Origin of the sequence: Polaribacter sp. HaHaR_3_91, assembly GCF_019278525.1 — a bacterium.
In the GTDB taxonomy this organism is placed as follows: domain Bacteria; phylum Bacteroidota; class Bacteroidia; order Flavobacteriales; family Flavobacteriaceae; genus Polaribacter.
Map to the genome: position 1 here is coordinate 211408 of NZ_CP058986.1, position 16204 is coordinate 227611.

The 16204-nt window shown below is 30.7% G+C and carries 12 protein-coding genes; 6 read left to right on the forward strand and 6 right to left on the reverse strand.

The window, feature by feature from the left end:
- The 5 genes from H0I27_RS01055 to pheS form a co-directional block, all read right to left on the reverse strand.
- Entirely contained in the window at window positions 1-3147 is a 3147-nt protein-coding gene (locus H0I27_RS01055; RefSeq protein WP_218732100.1) for an efflux RND transporter permease subunit, read from the reverse strand.
- A gap of 22 nt (window positions 3148-3169) precedes the next feature.
- Window positions 3170-4300 (reverse strand): efflux RND transporter periplasmic adaptor subunit, encoded by a 1131-nt coding sequence (locus H0I27_RS01060; RefSeq protein WP_218732101.1) that lies wholly within the window; start codon window positions 4298-4300, stop codon window positions 3170-3172.
- 13 nt (window positions 4301-4313) lie between these two features.
- Entirely contained in the window at window positions 4314-4817 is a 504-nt protein-coding gene (locus tag H0I27_RS01065; protein ID WP_218732102.1) for a GbsR/MarR family transcriptional regulator, read from the reverse strand.
- A 249-nt stretch (window positions 4818-5066) separates the two neighbouring features.
- The gene (locus H0I27_RS01070) at window positions 5067-5324 is read right to left on the reverse strand and encodes a hypothetical protein (RefSeq protein ID WP_218732103.1); all 258 of its coding nucleotides are present in this window, start codon (window positions 5322-5324) and stop codon (window positions 5067-5069) included.
- Window positions 5325-5399: 75 nt separating this feature from the next.
- Window positions 5400-6419: a phenylalanine--tRNA ligase subunit alpha gene (gene pheS, locus H0I27_RS01075; RefSeq protein ID WP_218732104.1), complete on the reverse strand. Its 1020-nt coding sequence runs from the start codon at window positions 6417-6419 to the stop codon at window positions 5400-5402.
- Between the two features lie 134 nt (window positions 6420-6553).
- Here pheS and H0I27_RS01080 point away from each other — a divergent pair, with 134 nt between their 5' ends.
- The 6 genes from H0I27_RS01080 to H0I27_RS01105 all read left to right on the forward strand — a co-directional run bounded on the left by H0I27_RS01080 (window position 6554) and on the right by H0I27_RS01105 (window position 15006).
- On the forward strand, window positions 6554-9586 hold the full coding sequence (locus tag H0I27_RS01080; RefSeq protein WP_218732105.1) for a PEP/pyruvate-binding domain-containing protein: 3033 nt from the start codon (window positions 6554-6556) through the stop codon (window positions 9584-9586).
- A 177-nt stretch (window positions 9587-9763) separates the two neighbouring features.
- Window positions 9764-11101, forward strand: a complete 1338-nt coding sequence (gene gdhA / locus H0I27_RS01085) for an NADP-specific glutamate dehydrogenase (RefSeq protein WP_218732106.1) — start codon at window positions 9764-9766, stop codon at window positions 11099-11101.
- 362 nt (window positions 11102-11463) lie between these two features.
- A complete protein-coding gene (gdhA, locus tag H0I27_RS01090) occupies window positions 11464-12819 on the forward strand; it encodes an NADP-specific glutamate dehydrogenase (RefSeq protein ID WP_218732107.1) in 1356 nt (451 codons plus the stop codon).
- Between the two features lie 86 nt (window positions 12820-12905).
- Window positions 12906-13529, forward strand: a complete 624-nt coding sequence (locus H0I27_RS01095) for a LysE family translocator (RefSeq protein ID WP_218732108.1) — start codon at window positions 12906-12908, stop codon at window positions 13527-13529.
- A 6-nt stretch (window positions 13530-13535) separates the two neighbouring features.
- On the forward strand, window positions 13536-14156 hold the full coding sequence (locus H0I27_RS01100; protein ID WP_254713118.1) for a glutamate dehydrogenase: 621 nt from the start codon (window positions 13536-13538) through the stop codon (window positions 14154-14156).
- Window positions 14157-14163: 7 nt separating this feature from the next.
- Entirely contained in the window at window positions 14164-15006 is an 843-nt protein-coding gene (locus H0I27_RS01105) for a S9 family peptidase (RefSeq protein ID WP_218732109.1), read from the forward strand.
- 44 nt (window positions 15007-15050) lie between these two features.
- On the opposite strand, the gene H0I27_RS01110 is transcribed toward H0I27_RS01105, so the two are convergent.
- The gene (locus tag H0I27_RS01110) at window positions 15051-16118 is read right to left on the reverse strand and encodes a hypothetical protein (protein ID WP_218732110.1); all 1068 of its coding nucleotides are present in this window, start codon (window positions 16116-16118) and stop codon (window positions 15051-15053) included.
- Window positions 16119-16204 lie beyond the last annotated feature (86 nt).

The following is a 16204-nucleotide window of genomic DNA, read 5'->3' on the forward strand; positions in this document are numbered from 1 at the left end:
TTATTCTTCTTCATTTTGTTGAGAAATAACTGCTGGTTTACTAGAAACTTTTTCTTGTAACCATTGAAATAATATAAATAGTATCGGAATTACAAAGACTCCTAAAATGGTTCCTATCAACATTCCTCCAACGGCACCTGTACCGATAGAATTGTTTCCTTCAGATCCAACTCCTTTTGCTAATACTAATGGCATTAAACCAAGAATAAAGGCAAATGAGGTCATTAAAATAGGACGTAAACGAGATTTTGCTCCATGTATAGCTGCATCAGAAATACTTTCTCCATTTTTACGTCTTTGCAGCGCAAACTCCACAATTAATATGGCGTTCTTGGCGAGTAGACCAATTAGCATGATTAAAGCAATTTGGAAATATATGTTGTTTTCTAATCCAAAAAACCAGGTACTTATATAGGCTCCGAATACACCAAAAGGAAGTGATAATACCACTGCAAATGGTAATAAATAACTTTCATATTGTGCACTTAATAAGAAATACACAAATAGAATACTCAATGCAAAAATAAATATAGTTTGGCTACCCGCACTTACTTCTTCTCTTGTTAAACCAGAATATGCAATGGTGTAGTTACTTGGTAATTTTGCAACTTCTTCTTCAATAACTCTAATAGCATCTCCAGTACTATAACCTTCGTTTGTTGCACCAGTTATGGTTGTAGAATTAAACAAGTTGAAACGCGTTACCGATTGTGGCCCATATACACGTTCTAATTTTACAAACTGTGTAATTGGTGTCATTTCACCAGAGTTTGTTCTTACATACATGCTATTTAAATCATCTACGGTTGCTCTGTCATCTGGTAAAGCTTGAATATATACTCTAAATTGTTTTCCGAATTTTGAAAAATCAGAAGCATAAATTCCCCCTATATACCCTTGTAATGTAGAGAAAATACTACTAATAGGTACGCCTTTTTCTTTTGCTAAAGGCACATTAATTTCCATTTCATATTGTGGGTAATTTGTACTGAAAGAAGATTGTGCATATTTAACTTCTGGATGACTCATTAAAGCCATTGCAAATTCTTTATTTGCTTTGTCTAAGTCTTTAAATTCTCCTCCAAATTTATCTAATAAATTTACTTCGAAACCTGCAGAGTTACCAAAACCTCTAATACTTGGTGGTGAGAAGAAAATAATTTTTGCTTCTGGAATGGTAGCTGCAATTCCGAATAACTTACCTGTAATGGCCTGTACAGAAGTAGAAGGATCTTCACGCTCTCCCCATTCTGCTAATTTTATAATTCCAAAACCATAATTTGATCCAGCTCCACTAATTAAACTTCTACCTTTAATAAAGTTTACGGCAACAATACCGTCTATATCTTTTATTTTACTGTACAAATCTTTAGATACTGCGTTCGTTCTGTCTAAAGAAGCACCTGCTGGCAACTCTATATTTGCAAAAAGAATTCCTCTATCTTCATTAGGTACAAAACCGGTTGGTGTTTGTTCTGATGCCCAAAAAATACCAACAATAGCTAAGACTAATAATAAACCAGATACCCATTTTCTTTTGTATAAGAAATGTAGTGATTTTCCATATCTTTCTACCGTAGCGTTAAAACCACGATTAAATAACGTGTAAAAACGTTTTAAAGGACTTTTACCTTTTATTTCTTCATCTTCTTTATGTGGTTTTAATAATAAAGCACATAAAGCCGGACTTAATGTTAATGCGTTTACTGCAGAAATAAGGATTGCAATAATTAATGTAACTCCAAATTGCTCATAAAAAACACCTGTTGGTCCAGAGATAAAAGTTACTGGAATAAATACAGCTGCCATTACCAAAGTAATAGATATAATGGCTCCTGAAATTTCGTTCATGGCAGTTAAAGTTGCTTTTTTAGCACTCTTTTCTCCTTCATCTAATTTGGCATGAACGGCTTCTACAACCACAATGGCATCATCTACCACAATACCAATTGCAAGTACTAATGCAAATAGTGTTAATAAGTTAATTGAGTATCCAAAAACATTCAAGAAAAAGAAGGTACCAATAATAGAAACGGGTACAGCTATCGCAGGAATTAATGTAGATCTAAAATCTTGTAGGAAGATAAATACCACTAAGAACACCAATAAAAAGGCTTCTAATAATGTATGTATTACTTTTTCTATAGATGCATTTAAAAACAAACTTGTATCGTAAGGCACAAAAACATCTAATCCTTCTGGTAGGTCTTTTTTAACAGACTCTAACGTCTCTTTAATGTTTTCAATAATTACTTTTGCATTAGAACCTTTTGTTTGAAAAATCCCCATAAAAACCGCAGGATTTCCTTTACTCATTGCATTAGAAGCATAAGATTGTGCATCTAATTCTATTTCAGCAACATCATTTAGACGCAAAAATTGTCCGTTACCTAATGCTTTTATAATAACATCTCCATATTGTTTTTCTTCTTTAAAACGACCACTATAGGTTAATGTATATGAAAATGATTCTCCACTATTCTGACCTAAAGAACCTGCAGCCGCTTCTAAGTTTTGTTCTGCTAAGGCTGCTGTAATATCTGAAGGAATTAAATTATAAGCTGCTAATTTTTCTGGTTTTAACCAGATTCTCATGGCATAATCTTGTTGAGAGAATACACTTACATCTCCAACACCACTAATACGTTGCATAGCAGGAATTACGTTTATTTTTAAATAATTCTGAATAAAAGTAGCGTCGTAATTGTCGCTTTCAGAATACATAGAAATAAACATTAATGCACTGGTTTCTTGCTTTTGTGTTGTTACACCAGTTTGTACAACCTCTGCAGGTAACAATGGTGTTGCTCTAGCCACACGGTTTTGAACGTTTACTGCAGCAATATCTGCATCTATTTCTTGACTAAAATAAACAGTTATTTCTGCTGTACCTGTGTTAGATGCTGTAGAGGTAATGTACGTCATACCTTCTACACCATTAATTTGCTCTTCAATAGGTATAATTACACTTTCTAAAACTGTTTCTGCGTTGGCTCCAGCATAAGAGGCAATTACCTTTATGGTTGGTGGAGCAATATCTGGGTATTCTTCTATTGGTAGGCTTGTAACGCTTATAATTCCAAGCAAAACAATGATAATAGAAATTACGGTTGAAAGAACGGGTCTTTCAATAAATGTTTTTAACATAACTAAATAAGTTTATGGTTTGCTAGTTTTTAAATAAAGTTTCTACAGGTTTAATTGCATCATCAAAAGGAGTGTCTTGTGGTGTAATAACGGTACCACTTCTTAATTTACCAACTCCAGATACTAGAATCTTGTCTTTTAAATTGATTCCAGATTCAACTACATATAAATTACCTACTACTGCTTTTATTTTAATAATTGAAGCTTCAGCTTTGTTACCTTCTCCTAGTTTAAACAACATAATATTTCCTTGTTGTTCATAAGTTGCTTGTTGTGGAACAACAATTGCATTCTCGAAGACGGTTGGAATTTGAATTTTACCACTATTCCCATTGGTTAATAGTTGGTTAGGATTGTTAAAAACAGCTCTTAAACTAACAGTACCTGTATTTTTATTTACTTGCCCTGTACTTGTTTCTATTTTACCTTTTTCTGCATACGTGCTTCCGTTTGCCAATACTAAATTGATTTCAGCATAATTTGCCAATTTTTCTTCTAAGTTTTTACCTTCTGCATTTTGTAAAAAGTCTAAGTATTCACTTTCGTTTAAACTAAAAAAGGCATATACTTTACTAATATCACTCACTGTTGTTAATGGAGTTGGGTCTGCAGGACTCACCAATGCGCCCTCTCTGTAATTAATAGCACCTACATAACCATCTACTTGACTTCTAATAGTTCCGTAAGCGATACTTGCAGAAACACTACTATAGTTTGCTTTGGCTTGTGCTAAATTTGCTTTCGCAGTTTCTAATTGAACCGAACTAATAATGTTTTTTTCTACTAACGGTACTAATTTGTTCACTTCTACTTGTGCAACATTAATACGCGCTTTTGCTGCACCAGCATCTTGACTTAAAGACTGAGTTTCTAGTCTAAATAATACTTGGCCTTTACGTACTTTCTGACCTTCATCTACCATTACTTTTTGTATGTATCCAGATACTTTTGCTCTAACTGCACTGTTTACAACTCCTTCTAAACTTGTTGGGTATTCATTGTAACTTGTAACTGTTTTTGGTTGCATGGTAACTACAGGAAAAGAAGGTGCAGGACCTTGTGCTGCTGTGGCTGGTTGCTCTTTGTTGGTGCAACTTGCAATTACTAAAAATACACCTAGTGATAGTAATGATAATAATTTATAATGTTTCATTTTTTGTCTTGGTTTAAATATCGAATTTATTATTGTCTAGTTTTAATTTTAATTCCTCTACAGAGGATGTAGCTCCGTCTATAAATTTTATATAATCGTCATGAAAATTTAGATCGAATTTTTCACTTTCATTTTCAATTTTATTCTTGTTTATAGTTTCTTTATAATTTTTTATTTCTAAATGCATTTCACGTTCTTCTTTCCACTTGTGTATCATATTATCTATATGCTGAAGAACCATTCCTTTATTAATGATAAAATATTTTTTACGATCACCAGTTTTGGTGAAATACACTATTTTATGTAAATCTTGTAAATGATTAAGGTGTGTAGAAATAGTGCTTTTACTAGCACAAAGTATGGTTACCATATCTTCAAAAGTGACTCCTTTTTTACCTGTTAAAATGATGTAGGCTAAAATACGAGCTGCAACAGGGGCTAATTGTTCTCTGTCTTCTAAATGCACACCTAGTTTTTCTACCAAGGCCATTTTTATTTTACAGATTTCTTCTTTCATTTTATTTGCTTTAAGACTGTTTTTAAAGAGCAATTATTTATTAACAGTCAAATTCTTTGCAAAGATATATTTTTAGTTCGGAACAAACCGAACTTAACGAAGTTAATTTTTTGTTAAAGGAAAAAGCCGATAGTAATATCGGCTTTAAATTTTGTAAAATGTAAGTTTAAATATGTTTTTTATCCGCTGAAAGCGGATAAAAGTCTAGATAATAAGCTTTTTAAAAAGTTTTCTTTTGTAACTATAGAATTACCAAAGTTTATAAAACTCTTCTTTAGAGATAACATCTCCGTCACATTCATCTATGGTTAATGTGCCTTCGCACAAACCACCAAATTCATCTTCTAAGTGATCTTCATTATATTTAGTAACTTTTTCGTTTTTATAAACCGTAATTTGTTTTAAAACTTCGTCTGCATCATTGGTTTCAAAATACCAAGTTGAGGTTCCCCAATCTGCATATTCATCATCTCTTTCTTCGTCCCAAAATTGTGTAAAATATTTCATTATCTAAATTATTTTTTACTATTAAAATTCACAATACCGATTATACAAACTTGTTAACTATTTCCCTGCTTGGTTTTATAAAACAGATTTAAATTGTTCTAAGAAACGTTTATCGTTTTCATAAAACATTCTAATATCAGGAATTTGGTATAACAACATGGCAATACGTTCTATTCCCATTCCAAAGGCATAACCAGAGTATTTAGTTGGATCTATGTTTGCATTTTTCAATACATTAGGGTCTACCATTCCGCATCCCATAATTTCTAACCAACCGGTACCTTTTGTAATTTTATAATCTGTTTCTGTTTCTAATCCCCAATAAATATCTACTTCTGCACTTGGCTCTGTAAACGGAAAATAAGAAGGACGTAAACGTATTTTAGATTTACCAAACATCTCTTTAGTAAAGTACAAAAGTGTTTGTTTTAAATCGGCAAAAGAAACATCTGTATCAATATACAAACCTTCTACTTGATGAAAAATACAATGTGCTCTTGCAGAAATATCTTCATTTCTAAAAACTCTACCTGGAGAAATTGTTCTTATCGGTGGTTTATTTTCTTCCATATATCGTACTTGTACAGAAGAAGTATGTGTACGTAGTAAAATATCTGGATCTTGTTCTATAAAAAACGTGTCTTGCATGTCTCTTGCCGGGTGATATTCTGGCAAGTTTAAAGCTGTAAAGTTGTGCCAGTCATCTTCTATTTCTGGACCTTCAGAAACGGTAAAACCAATTCTATTAAAAACATCAATAATTTGGTTTCTTACCAATGAAATTGGATGACGAGAACCCAAGTTAATAGGTTCTGACGGACGTGATAAATCTCCATAAAAAGATTTGTTACTCGTAACACTGTCTAAAGACTCGCTTAACTCGGCAACTTTTCCTTCTGCAGATTTTTTTAAATTATTTAATGCTTGTCCAAAATCTTTACGCAACTCTGCGTCTACATTTTTAAATTCAGCAAATAAATCCTTAAGTAAGCCTTTGCTACCTAGGTATTTAATTCTAAAAGTTTCAACTTCTTCTTTTGTGGTTGCGTTAAATGATTTTACATCACCAATCAGTTCTTTTACTTTATCTAACATTACATACTAAATTAGGTCGCGAATTTACACATTTTTATTTTTGTTGAATCTAATTTTTGGCTGAATACTTGTAATATATTAATGTTCTAAACTAGAAAATTAATATATTGTAAATTATATAAAACAGCATAATAATGAAAGAAAATATCTTATCTAATTTAAAAACATATGCATTTAAAGAGGTAACTTTTGATAAATTAATGCAAAATAGGATTAATAAGGTATTAATAGTTTGTTCTAACTACGATTTTTATATGCTTGAAGAAGATGGTAGAATTGAAGAACGAATTTTTAATGAATACACTTCTTTAAATTTAAGACATCCACCAAATTTTATCCATGCGAATTCTGCAAGAAGAGCAATTAAAATGATGAAGACTCATCAAATAGAGATCGTTATTACTTGGTTAGATATTGGTAATTACAATGCTTTTGAAACATCAAAAAAAATTAAAGAAGCATACCCAAACGTTCCAATTGCAGCTTTAAGTCATCATTCTTCTCAATTAAGAAGTAAGCTACAAAAAGAAAATACAGATAGTATAGATTTTGTTTTTCATTGGAATGGTAATGCAGACATATTTTTGGCTATTATAAAATTAACCGAAGATAGAATGAATGCAGAAACGGATATCAATACTATTGGTGTTAAAGCCATTTTATTGGTAGAAGATTCACTGAAGTTTTATTCTAGATATATTCCGCTTATTTATAAAGTGATCCTTAAACAGACGCAAGGATTAATGTCTGAAGGATTAAACGAGCATAGAAAAATGCTGTTAATGCGAGGGAGACCAAAAATTTTATTAGCCACTACTTTTGAAGAGGGAATTGATTTATTTGATACCTACAAAGAAAATTTACTAGGTGTAATATCTGATGTGAATTACTTTAAGGATGGTGTTAGAAACAAAGAAGCTGGTTTTTTATTATTAGATTATGTAAGAAAATATAAACGTTATTTTCCTTTTTTAATGCAATCATCTAATGAAAATAATGAAAGGAGAACGTTAGAACTAAAAGGTAAATTTTTATATAAACATTCAGAAACTTTAGGTGTTGATATTAAAAATTATATTATAAAATACTTTGCTTTTGGAGATTTCGAGTTTTGGGATCCAACCCAAATGAAAGTTTTAGCAACAGCAAAAGATTTAGGTGAATTTCAAAAAGCCATAAAGAATGTTACTGAAGATTGTTTGATGTATCATGCAAAAAGAAGTGAGTTTTCTAAATGGTTAAAATCTAGAGCGCTGTTTCCTTTAGCAGATTTATTAAACGTTATAGAATATGATGAATTTGAAAATAATGGTCAAATAAGAGATTTCTTAATTAATTCAATCAAAGCATATTTAGTTTACAGATCTAGAGGTGTAATTGTAAAGTTTAATAAAGATAAATACGATGAGTTTGTTGGTTATGCAAGAATAGGTGAAGGTGCTTTAGGGGGCAAAGCGAGAGGTTTGGCTTTTATAGATTCCTTTTTAAAACGAAATAATTTATACAACAAATACAAAAATGTAAGTATTACCATACCAAGAACTGTTGTAATAAGTACAGAAGTTTTTGATCAGTTTATAGAAACCCATAAACTAATAAAATTTGCAGCAAAATGTACAGATGATGATAAAATATTACATGAATTTATTTCAAAAGATTTACCAGAATGGGCTTTAGAAGATATTAGAGCATTTTTAAAAACAACTACTTGTCCTATTGCAGTTCGATCATCTAGTATGTTAGAAGACTCAAATTATCAGCCTTTTGCAGGTGTTTTTGCAACGTACATGATTCCGAATTCTGAAATAAACAAAAAAGTTGAAATGGTTGCTAATGCAATTAAATCTGTTATAGCATCTGCTTTTTTTGAAAACAGTAAATTGTATTTAAAAGCAATATCTCATACTATAGAAGAAGATAAGATGGCTGTAATTTTACAAGAAGTTATAGGTAAGCCATATCAAGATGTATATTATCCAAATATTTCTGGAGTAGCACGTTCTATTAATTTTTATCCTATTGGAGATGAAAAAGCAAGTGAAGGAATTGCTAATATTGCTTTAGGTTTAGGAGAAATAATTGTGGGTGGCGGACAAACATTACGTTTTTCACCATCTTATCCAAAAAAAATATTACAACTATCTTCTCCCGGTTCTACACAAAGAGAAACGCAACAGTATTTTTATGGTTTAGATTTGAACCCTGATAGTTATAAGGTTTCAACTTGTGAAGCCATCAATAAAAAGAAAGTAACCATTAGAAAAGCCGAAAATCATGGATCTTTAAAGTTTGTAGCATCTACCTATGATTTACAAAATAATACTATTAGGCCAGGTGTAATGCAAGATGGTATTCGGGTAATTACATTCGATAATATTTTAAAATACAATACGTTTCCATTGCCAGAAATTTTGCAAGAACTCTTACGTGTTGGGCAACGAGAAATGAGAAACCCTATAGAAATAGAATTTGCAGTAAAACTAGATGTTCCTGCAGGTAAACCAAAAGAGTTTAGTTTTTTGCAGATAAGGCCTATCATAGAAAGTATGGAAACCGTAAGTAAATTACCTGAAAATTTAGATATTTCTGAAACCATTATTTACTCAGAATCTGCTTTAGGAAATGGTAAATATGAAAACATTTGTGATGTAGTTTATGTAAAACCAGAAACGTTTAATTCGGCAAATACAAGAGATATTGCAAGTGCAGTAGAAGAAATTAATAAAAAATTTGTAGCACTAGACAAACCCTATATTTTGGTTGGTCCTGGGCGTTGGGGATCTAGCGATTCTTGGTTAGGCATTCCGGTACTTTGGTCTCAAATTTCTGCGGCAAAAATAATAGTAGAGTCCGGTTTAAATGATTTTAGAATAGACCCGAGTCAAGGAACTCATTTTTTTCAAAATTTAACCTCTTTTAAAGTGGGATATTTAACCATCAATCCGTTTATAAAAGATGGCTTTTTTGATGTAGATTATTTAAATGAACAAGAAGCAGATTTTGAAGATTCTTTTTTAAGGCATATTTCTTTTAAAAATGACCTTACTGTTATTATTGATGGAGAAAATAATAAAGCAGCTATTTTTAAAGAAGGTATCTCTTTGGAGAACAGTACTTCAAATATAGAAGAATCATTTGAAGAATTGCCTCCGGAAGGGTTTATGTAAAATGTATATTTTATAAAAAAATACTTCAAATAAATGAATTAATATTCAAATTCTTAGAAAAGAGATAAAATATTGTTAATTATCAAAAAACATGCTGAAAGTTTTATTTTAAAATCAATTTTAAAATGTATTTTTGAAGTATAAGTTATTGAATAAAAAATTACTAATTATACCATTATGAATGTAAAAGAAATTTTAACAAATTTGGAAACGAAACACCCTGGTGAAAAAGAATATTTACAGGCTGTTAAGGAGGTTTTAGAGTCTATTGAGACAATTTATAATGAAAATCCACAATACGAAGCGGCTAAAATTATTGAACGTTTAGTAGAGCCAGATAGAATTTTAACCTTTAGAATTTCTTGGATTGATGATGCAGGACAAGTTCAAGTAAATATTGGACATAGAGTGCAATTTAACAATGCAATAGGTCCTTATAAAGGAGGTATTCGCTTACACCCAAGTGTAAATTTAAGTATCTTAAAGTTTTTAGGTTTTGAGCAAATATTTAAAAATGCCTTAACAACACTACCAATGGGAGGTGGAAAAGGTGGTTCTGACTTTAATCCTAAAGGAAAATCAGATACCGAAATTATGCGTTTTTGCCAAGCATTTATGTTAGAATTATGGAGAATGATTGGTCCAAGTACAGATGTACCAGCTGGAGATATTGGAACAGGTGGTAGAGAAATTGGGTTTATGTATGGCATGTATAAAAAATTACAACAAGAACATACAGGAGTTTTTACAGGAAAAGGTTTAAATTGGGGAGGAAGCTTAATAAGACCAGAAGCTACAGGTTTTGGTGGAGTTTACTTTACAAAAGAAATATTAGAAACTAAAAATGATAATTTTAAAGGTAAAACAGTAGCGCTTTCTGGTTTTGGAAACGTAACATGGGGTGTTGCTTTAAAAATTACAGAATTAGGCGGAAAAGTAGTTACAATTTCTGGTCCTGATGGATATATTTACGATGAAAAAGGATTAGATGATGATAAAATTAGTTACTTATTACAGTTAAGAGCATCTAATAACGATATTGTTTCTCCGTATGCAATTGAGTTTCCAGAAGCAAAATTTTATCCTAATGAAAAACCATGGGGTGTAAAATGTGATATTGCAATGCCTTGTGCTACTCAAAATGAATTAAATGGAGAAGATGCCTTAAAATTAGTTGCAAATGGTGTACAATATATTGCAGAAGTTTCTAATATGGGTTGTACTCCAGAAGCTGTTCATACATTTCATGATGCTAAAATTTTATACGCACCTGGTAAGGCAGTAAATGCTGGTGGAGTTGGAGTTTCTGGTTTAGAAATGTCTCAAAACGCAATGAAATTAAATTGGACTAAAGATGAAGTGGATGAAAAATTACATCAAATAATGCATTCAATTCATACAGCTTGTTTAATATATGGAACAGAAGAAGATGGCTATGTAAATTATGTAAAAGGAGCTAATATTGCTGGTTTTATTAAAGTAGCAGATTCTATGTTAGATTTAGGAGTTGTATAAAAATAAATAAATTAAAAACTAAAACGCATCAATTTTTTTGATGCGTTTTTTTTTGTTTCCTATAATAAGTTAAGGTGCTCTTAGGTATATTTTTAATTAGATATAAATGCATTTCAATAAATAAAGGAAGTCAAATTTTTATATATTTTAAATTTGTTATGCTCTTCAATAAAAATAAAATTAATAGGGTAATAGAATTTTATATAATATAGAAAATAAGGTTAGTGAAATAGGTTTTTTTTAAAGGTTGATAACTTATAATTTTAAAGGATTTACGTAAAGAACTTTAGTGCTTTTTAAGTATAAAATATTCAAAATAACTTATATTTGCTTAGTTAAATGTTAATAAAAGTCAAAATAAAATGTCTACGAATACAGAGTCCAGAATAGAAGATTTCATGCAGTTGGTTGAACAAAGAAACAGCCATGAAACGGAATTTTTACAAGCAGTGAGAGAAGTAGCAGAAACCTTAATTCCTTTTATTGTTGAAAATAAAAAGTACTACGGAAAAAACCTTTTATTAAGAATGGTAGAGCCAGAAAGATTAATTTCTTTTAGAGTAACATGGACAGATGATAATGGAGAAATAAGGGTTAATAGAGGTTATAGAATACAAATGAATTCTGCTATTGGACCGTATAAAGGTGGTTTAAGGTTTCACCCATCTGTAAATGCTAGTATTTTAAAGTTTTTGGCTTTTGAACAAGTATTTAAAAATTCTTTAACAACATTGCCAATGGGTGGTGGTAAAGGAGGTTCTGATTTTGATCCAAAAGGAAAATCTGATCGTGAGATAATGAATTTTTGTCAAAATTTTATGAGTGAATTGCAAAAACATATTGGACAACATATAGATGTACCAGCAGGAGATATTGGAGTTGGCGCAAGAGAGATAGGCTACATGTTTGGAATGTATAAAAAATTGAGAACAGAATTTACAGGGGTTCTAACAGGAAAAGGAGTTGCTTATGGTGGTTCATTAATAAGACCAGAAGCTACAGGTTATGGAAACGTGTATTTTGCAGAAGCTATGCTGAAACTTAAAAACGAATCTTTTAAAGGAAAAAATGTAGTTATTTCTGGATCTGGTAATGTTGCACAATATGCAGCTGAAAAAGCGATTCAATTTGGAGCAAAAGTATTAACGCTTTCTGATTCTGGAGGTTATATTTATGATGAAGGTGGTATAGATGCTGATAAATTAAACCACGTAATGTATATTAAAAATGAAAAACGTGGTAGAATTAGCGAATATTTAGAAGAATACCCAAAAGCAAAGTATTTTAAAGGAGAAAGACCTTGGTCTGTTAAATGTGATATTGCATTGCCATGTGCTACTCAAAATGAATTAAATGGAGAAGAAGCAAAAACATTAATAGACAACGGTTGTATATGTGTTTCTGAAGGTGCAAATATGCCTTCTACACCAGAGGCCGTTCATGAATACCAAAAAGCAAAAATATTATACGCCCCAGGAAAAGCTTCAAATGCTGGTGGTGTTGCTACTTCTGGTTTAGAAATGAGTCAAAACTCATTACGATTAAACTGGTCTAGAGAAGAAGTAGACGAAAGGTTAAAAGAAATTATGCAAAAAATACATGATTCTTGTGTAGAGCATGGTAAAAATGAAGATGGAACTGTAGATTATATCAAAGGGGCAAATATTGCTGGTTTTGTAAAAATTGCAGATGCTATGTTAGCGCAAGGGGTAGTGTAGAAAAACGCTTATAAGTTACTATATAAATGAAACGTGTCAATTATTTGATACGTTTTTTTGTTTATTTGTCCATATAAAAACAATTTATGAGCTTTCTAATTTTTATTTTCTTAGGTTTTGGTGTTGCAGTTTTAGGTAGTATAACGCCTAGTTTTTTAAACTTAACAGTAGTTAAATTCAGTTTAAGAAATGGTAAAAAAGCAGCGTTCTATCTTATTGGTGGTTATGCTACCGTTTTATTTTTTCAAGCGAATATAGGTGCTTATTTATCGAGTATTTTAATGGAAAATTCAGAGTATATAACCTTATTACAAAAAATAGGTACAGGTATTCTTTTGCTGCTATCCATTAACTTTTTTAGACTGTATTTTACGTCAAAAGAAAAGAAAGTAAAAGAAGAAATACCTAAGTCGAAAGCTTATTTACACGGTATTGGAATGTCTCTTTTAAATACCATTGCAATTCCGTTTTATTTTACAACTATTTCTATTTTAATAGGGTTAGAATACTTTGAATATTCTTACTTAAATGGATTTTATTTTTCAATTGGTTCTACAATTGGTTCTTTTACACTATATTCATTGTATGCTATTGTTGCTAAAAATATTGAACACAAACTAACTTTTATTGCTTCTAAAATGGATTTTATTTTAGGTAGTTTAACAGGTGTAGTTGCGGTAGGAAATTTTGTTTTTCTACTTTACAAATAATTTATTTTGAATATCTTTTTACTCTTTTTCTTCGGTTTTATTTTCTCTTTCGTTGGTTCTATAACACCAAGTATGTTAAATATGACTGCGTTAAAAATTAGCTTAGAAAAAGGGAGATTAGCAGCTAACAAATATGCATGCGGAGTTTCTTTAATTATTATTCCTCAGGTGATAATTGCGGTTGTTTTAACCAAATACATTGCAGAAAACCCTACCATTTTAGAAACCTTAGAAAAAGTAGGAATCGTTGTTTTTATAACTTTATCTTATTATTTTTATAATGAATCTAAAAAAGAGAAAATAAAGATTGATGAGGTAGATATTAAAGAAATAAATCCTCTACTAACAGGTATATCACTATCTGCTTTAAACATGTTTGGCATTCCTTTTTTAAGCGGAACCATTATTACCTTAGATGTTTTTAAGTTGTTTAGTTTTGAGGCTGTTTCTGTATTATTTTTTACGTTAGGATCTGTATTAGGAACATTTTATATCCTATTTTTATATGGGAAATTTGCAAAAGTAATTCAACAAAAAACAGGGAAACTCACAAAAGACATCAACCTAATTTTATCAATTATAACTGGTTTAGTTGCTGTTTTTACATTTATAAAACTATTTATTTAAAGAGAATATGAAAATTTTAAAAAATACAATCATTCAAGGCAAACATAATAAACCTATTGTCGCAGATGTTTTTTACAAAGAGAATCATCAACCAAAAAAAATAGTTGTTTTTTGTCACGGTTACAAAGGTTTTAAAGATTGGGGCGCTTGGAATTTAATGGCTGAAGCTTTTGCAGAAGCAGGATTTTTTTTTATAAAATTCAACTTTTCTCATAATGGAGGGACCGCTGAAAACCCTATTGATTTTCCAGATTTAGAAGCTTTTGGGAATAATAATTATACCAAAGAATTAGACGATTTAGAGAGTGTAATCGATTGGATTTCATCCGAAGAAAAATTTAAAAACGAAGTTGAAATTAATGATATTTCAATAATAGGACATAGTAGAGGTGGTGGAATTGTATTGCTAAAAGCAAATGAAGACGCAAGAGTAAAAAAAGTAATTTCCTTAGCTGCTGTATGTGATTTTGGCTCTAGAAGTTCTACGATTGGTGATTTAGAGAACTGGAAGAAAACAGGTGTTAAATACGTTTTAAACGGACGAACAAAACAGAATATGCCACATTTCTATCAGTTTTATTTAAATTTTAAAGAAAATGAAGAGCGTTTAAATATTCAGAAAGCGGTAAGCAGTTTAAAAATACCACAGTTAATAATTCATGGAGATAAAGATACTTCTGTTTCTATTGATGAAGGTAAAAAAATACACTCTTGGAATACTGAAAGCCAATTTGAAGTTATTAAAAATGCAGATCATGTTTTTAATGTTTCTCATCCTTGGAAAAAGGAAAACATGTCTAAGGAATTAGAAGAGGTTACAGTATTTTGCGTAGCTTTTTTAAAAAAATAAATCTACAAAGTATTTCCTTGTAGATTTATTTTTAGGCACTTGTTTTAGATTTGAAACTCTTTAGCAGAAAAGTAAAGGTCTATTGGAGAAGCTCCTACATTATCTACCGTTTTTGCTACCGTTTTATCTGCATTATAAATTACTAAAGCACTATTATTTGGATCCATAAAATCCTTTAAACCGATAACGTAAACTTGTTTCGTATTTGGGTGTTGTTTTACAACTGTGTTAAATGCAATTCCGTCGTTACTTGGTGTTGCAAATTCTTCAATAACTTTTGTTTCTGTATTAAAAGTATAAATTTTTCCAGATGCAGATTCAGACCAAAAAGCATTTACATTTTCTGAGTTCATTGTTAAAATACTGTTTGTGTATAAATTAATAACACCATCTGTAACAGTTACTGTTTCATTAATAGAATAGTCTGCATTTAGTTTTGTAAACGTGGCAGCTGTGGCTCTCTTTTCTTTTGCGACCCAAATAGTTCCGTTTTTATCTTTTAAAAGTCCAGAAATACTATCATCAAAAGTTATTACAGAAGTAAATTCTTTAGTAGTCATATTCATTACAACTAATTCCTTTCCATCTGCAATTAACACATTTTCAGCATCTAAAATTAGTGCAGCATTGTTAAAAAGAATATCATTAGAAACCTCACTTATAGCATCACCAATACCAGTAGTGGTGTTTACGTGGCAAAGATTGTAATTTCTACTTCTTCCACTTCCAGAGGTATTAATTACCAAACCATCCGTGTTAGAATACATTTGTAAATAAGATGGAGAAGATACGTTAGAAGAAGTTATTGACTCTTCTACACTTAATGTTTCTAGGTTAACTTTAGAAATATATGATGGTCCGTTTTGACTTACAATATAGAGTTGGTTATTATAGCTAGAAAAAGAGGTGCTTTCTGCATTTTCAGATACAGTAACATTTGGTGTTGCAATTTGATTTTCGTCTAGAAATGTAAGTGCTGTTTTATCACTTTCTAGAGATAAGATAAAGGCATTGTTATAAGTTATTGGAGCTTCAGGAATTACATCTTTTTTAGTACAAGATACAACAAATAATAAGCCAATTAAGGCTAATCTGGTTAGACAACTTTTCATTATGATTGATTTTAAAATTTTAAATAACAAAATAGGCAAGTTCTTACCCTTATTAAAAAGCGGAAAAACCATGCATATGACACGTA

Bases quoted from the DNA above. Each gene is read 5' to 3' on its own strand.
- gdhA (WP_218732106.1), top strand. From the start codon at position 9,764: ATGAATGTAAAAGAAATTTTAACAAATTTGGAAACGAAACACCCTGGT.
- H0I27_RS01055 (WP_218732100.1), bottom strand. From the start codon at position 3,147: ATGTTAAAAACATTTATTGAAAGACCCGTTCTTTCAACCGTAATTTCT.
- H0I27_RS01065 (WP_218732102.1), bottom strand. From the start codon at position 4,817: ATGAAAGAAGAAATCTGTAAAATAAAAATGGCCTTGGTAGAAAAACTA.
- H0I27_RS01060 (WP_218732101.1), bottom strand. From the start codon at position 4,300: ATGAAACATTATAAATTATTATCATTACTATCACTAGGTGTATTTTTA.
- gdhA (WP_218732107.1), top strand. From the start codon at position 11,464: ATGTCTACGAATACAGAGTCCAGAATAGAAGATTTCATGCAGTTGGTT.
- H0I27_RS01105 (WP_218732109.1), top strand. From the start codon at position 14,164: ATGAAAATTTTAAAAAATACAATCATTCAAGGCAAACATAATAAACCT.
- H0I27_RS01095 (WP_218732108.1), top strand. From the start codon at position 12,906: ATGAGCTTTCTAATTTTTATTTTCTTAGGTTTTGGTGTTGCAGTTTTA.
- pheS (WP_218732104.1), bottom strand. From the start codon at position 6,419: ATGTTAGATAAAGTAAAAGAACTGATTGGTGATGTAAAATCATTTAAC.
- H0I27_RS01080 (WP_218732105.1), top strand. From the start codon at position 6,554: ATGAAAGAAAATATCTTATCTAATTTAAAAACATATGCATTTAAAGAG.
- H0I27_RS01110 (WP_218732110.1), bottom strand. From the start codon at position 16,118: ATGAAAAGTTGTCTAACCAGATTAGCCTTAATTGGCTTATTATTTGTT.
- H0I27_RS01070 (WP_218732103.1), bottom strand. From the start codon at position 5,324: ATGAAATATTTTACACAATTTTGGGACGAAGAAAGAGATGATGAATAT.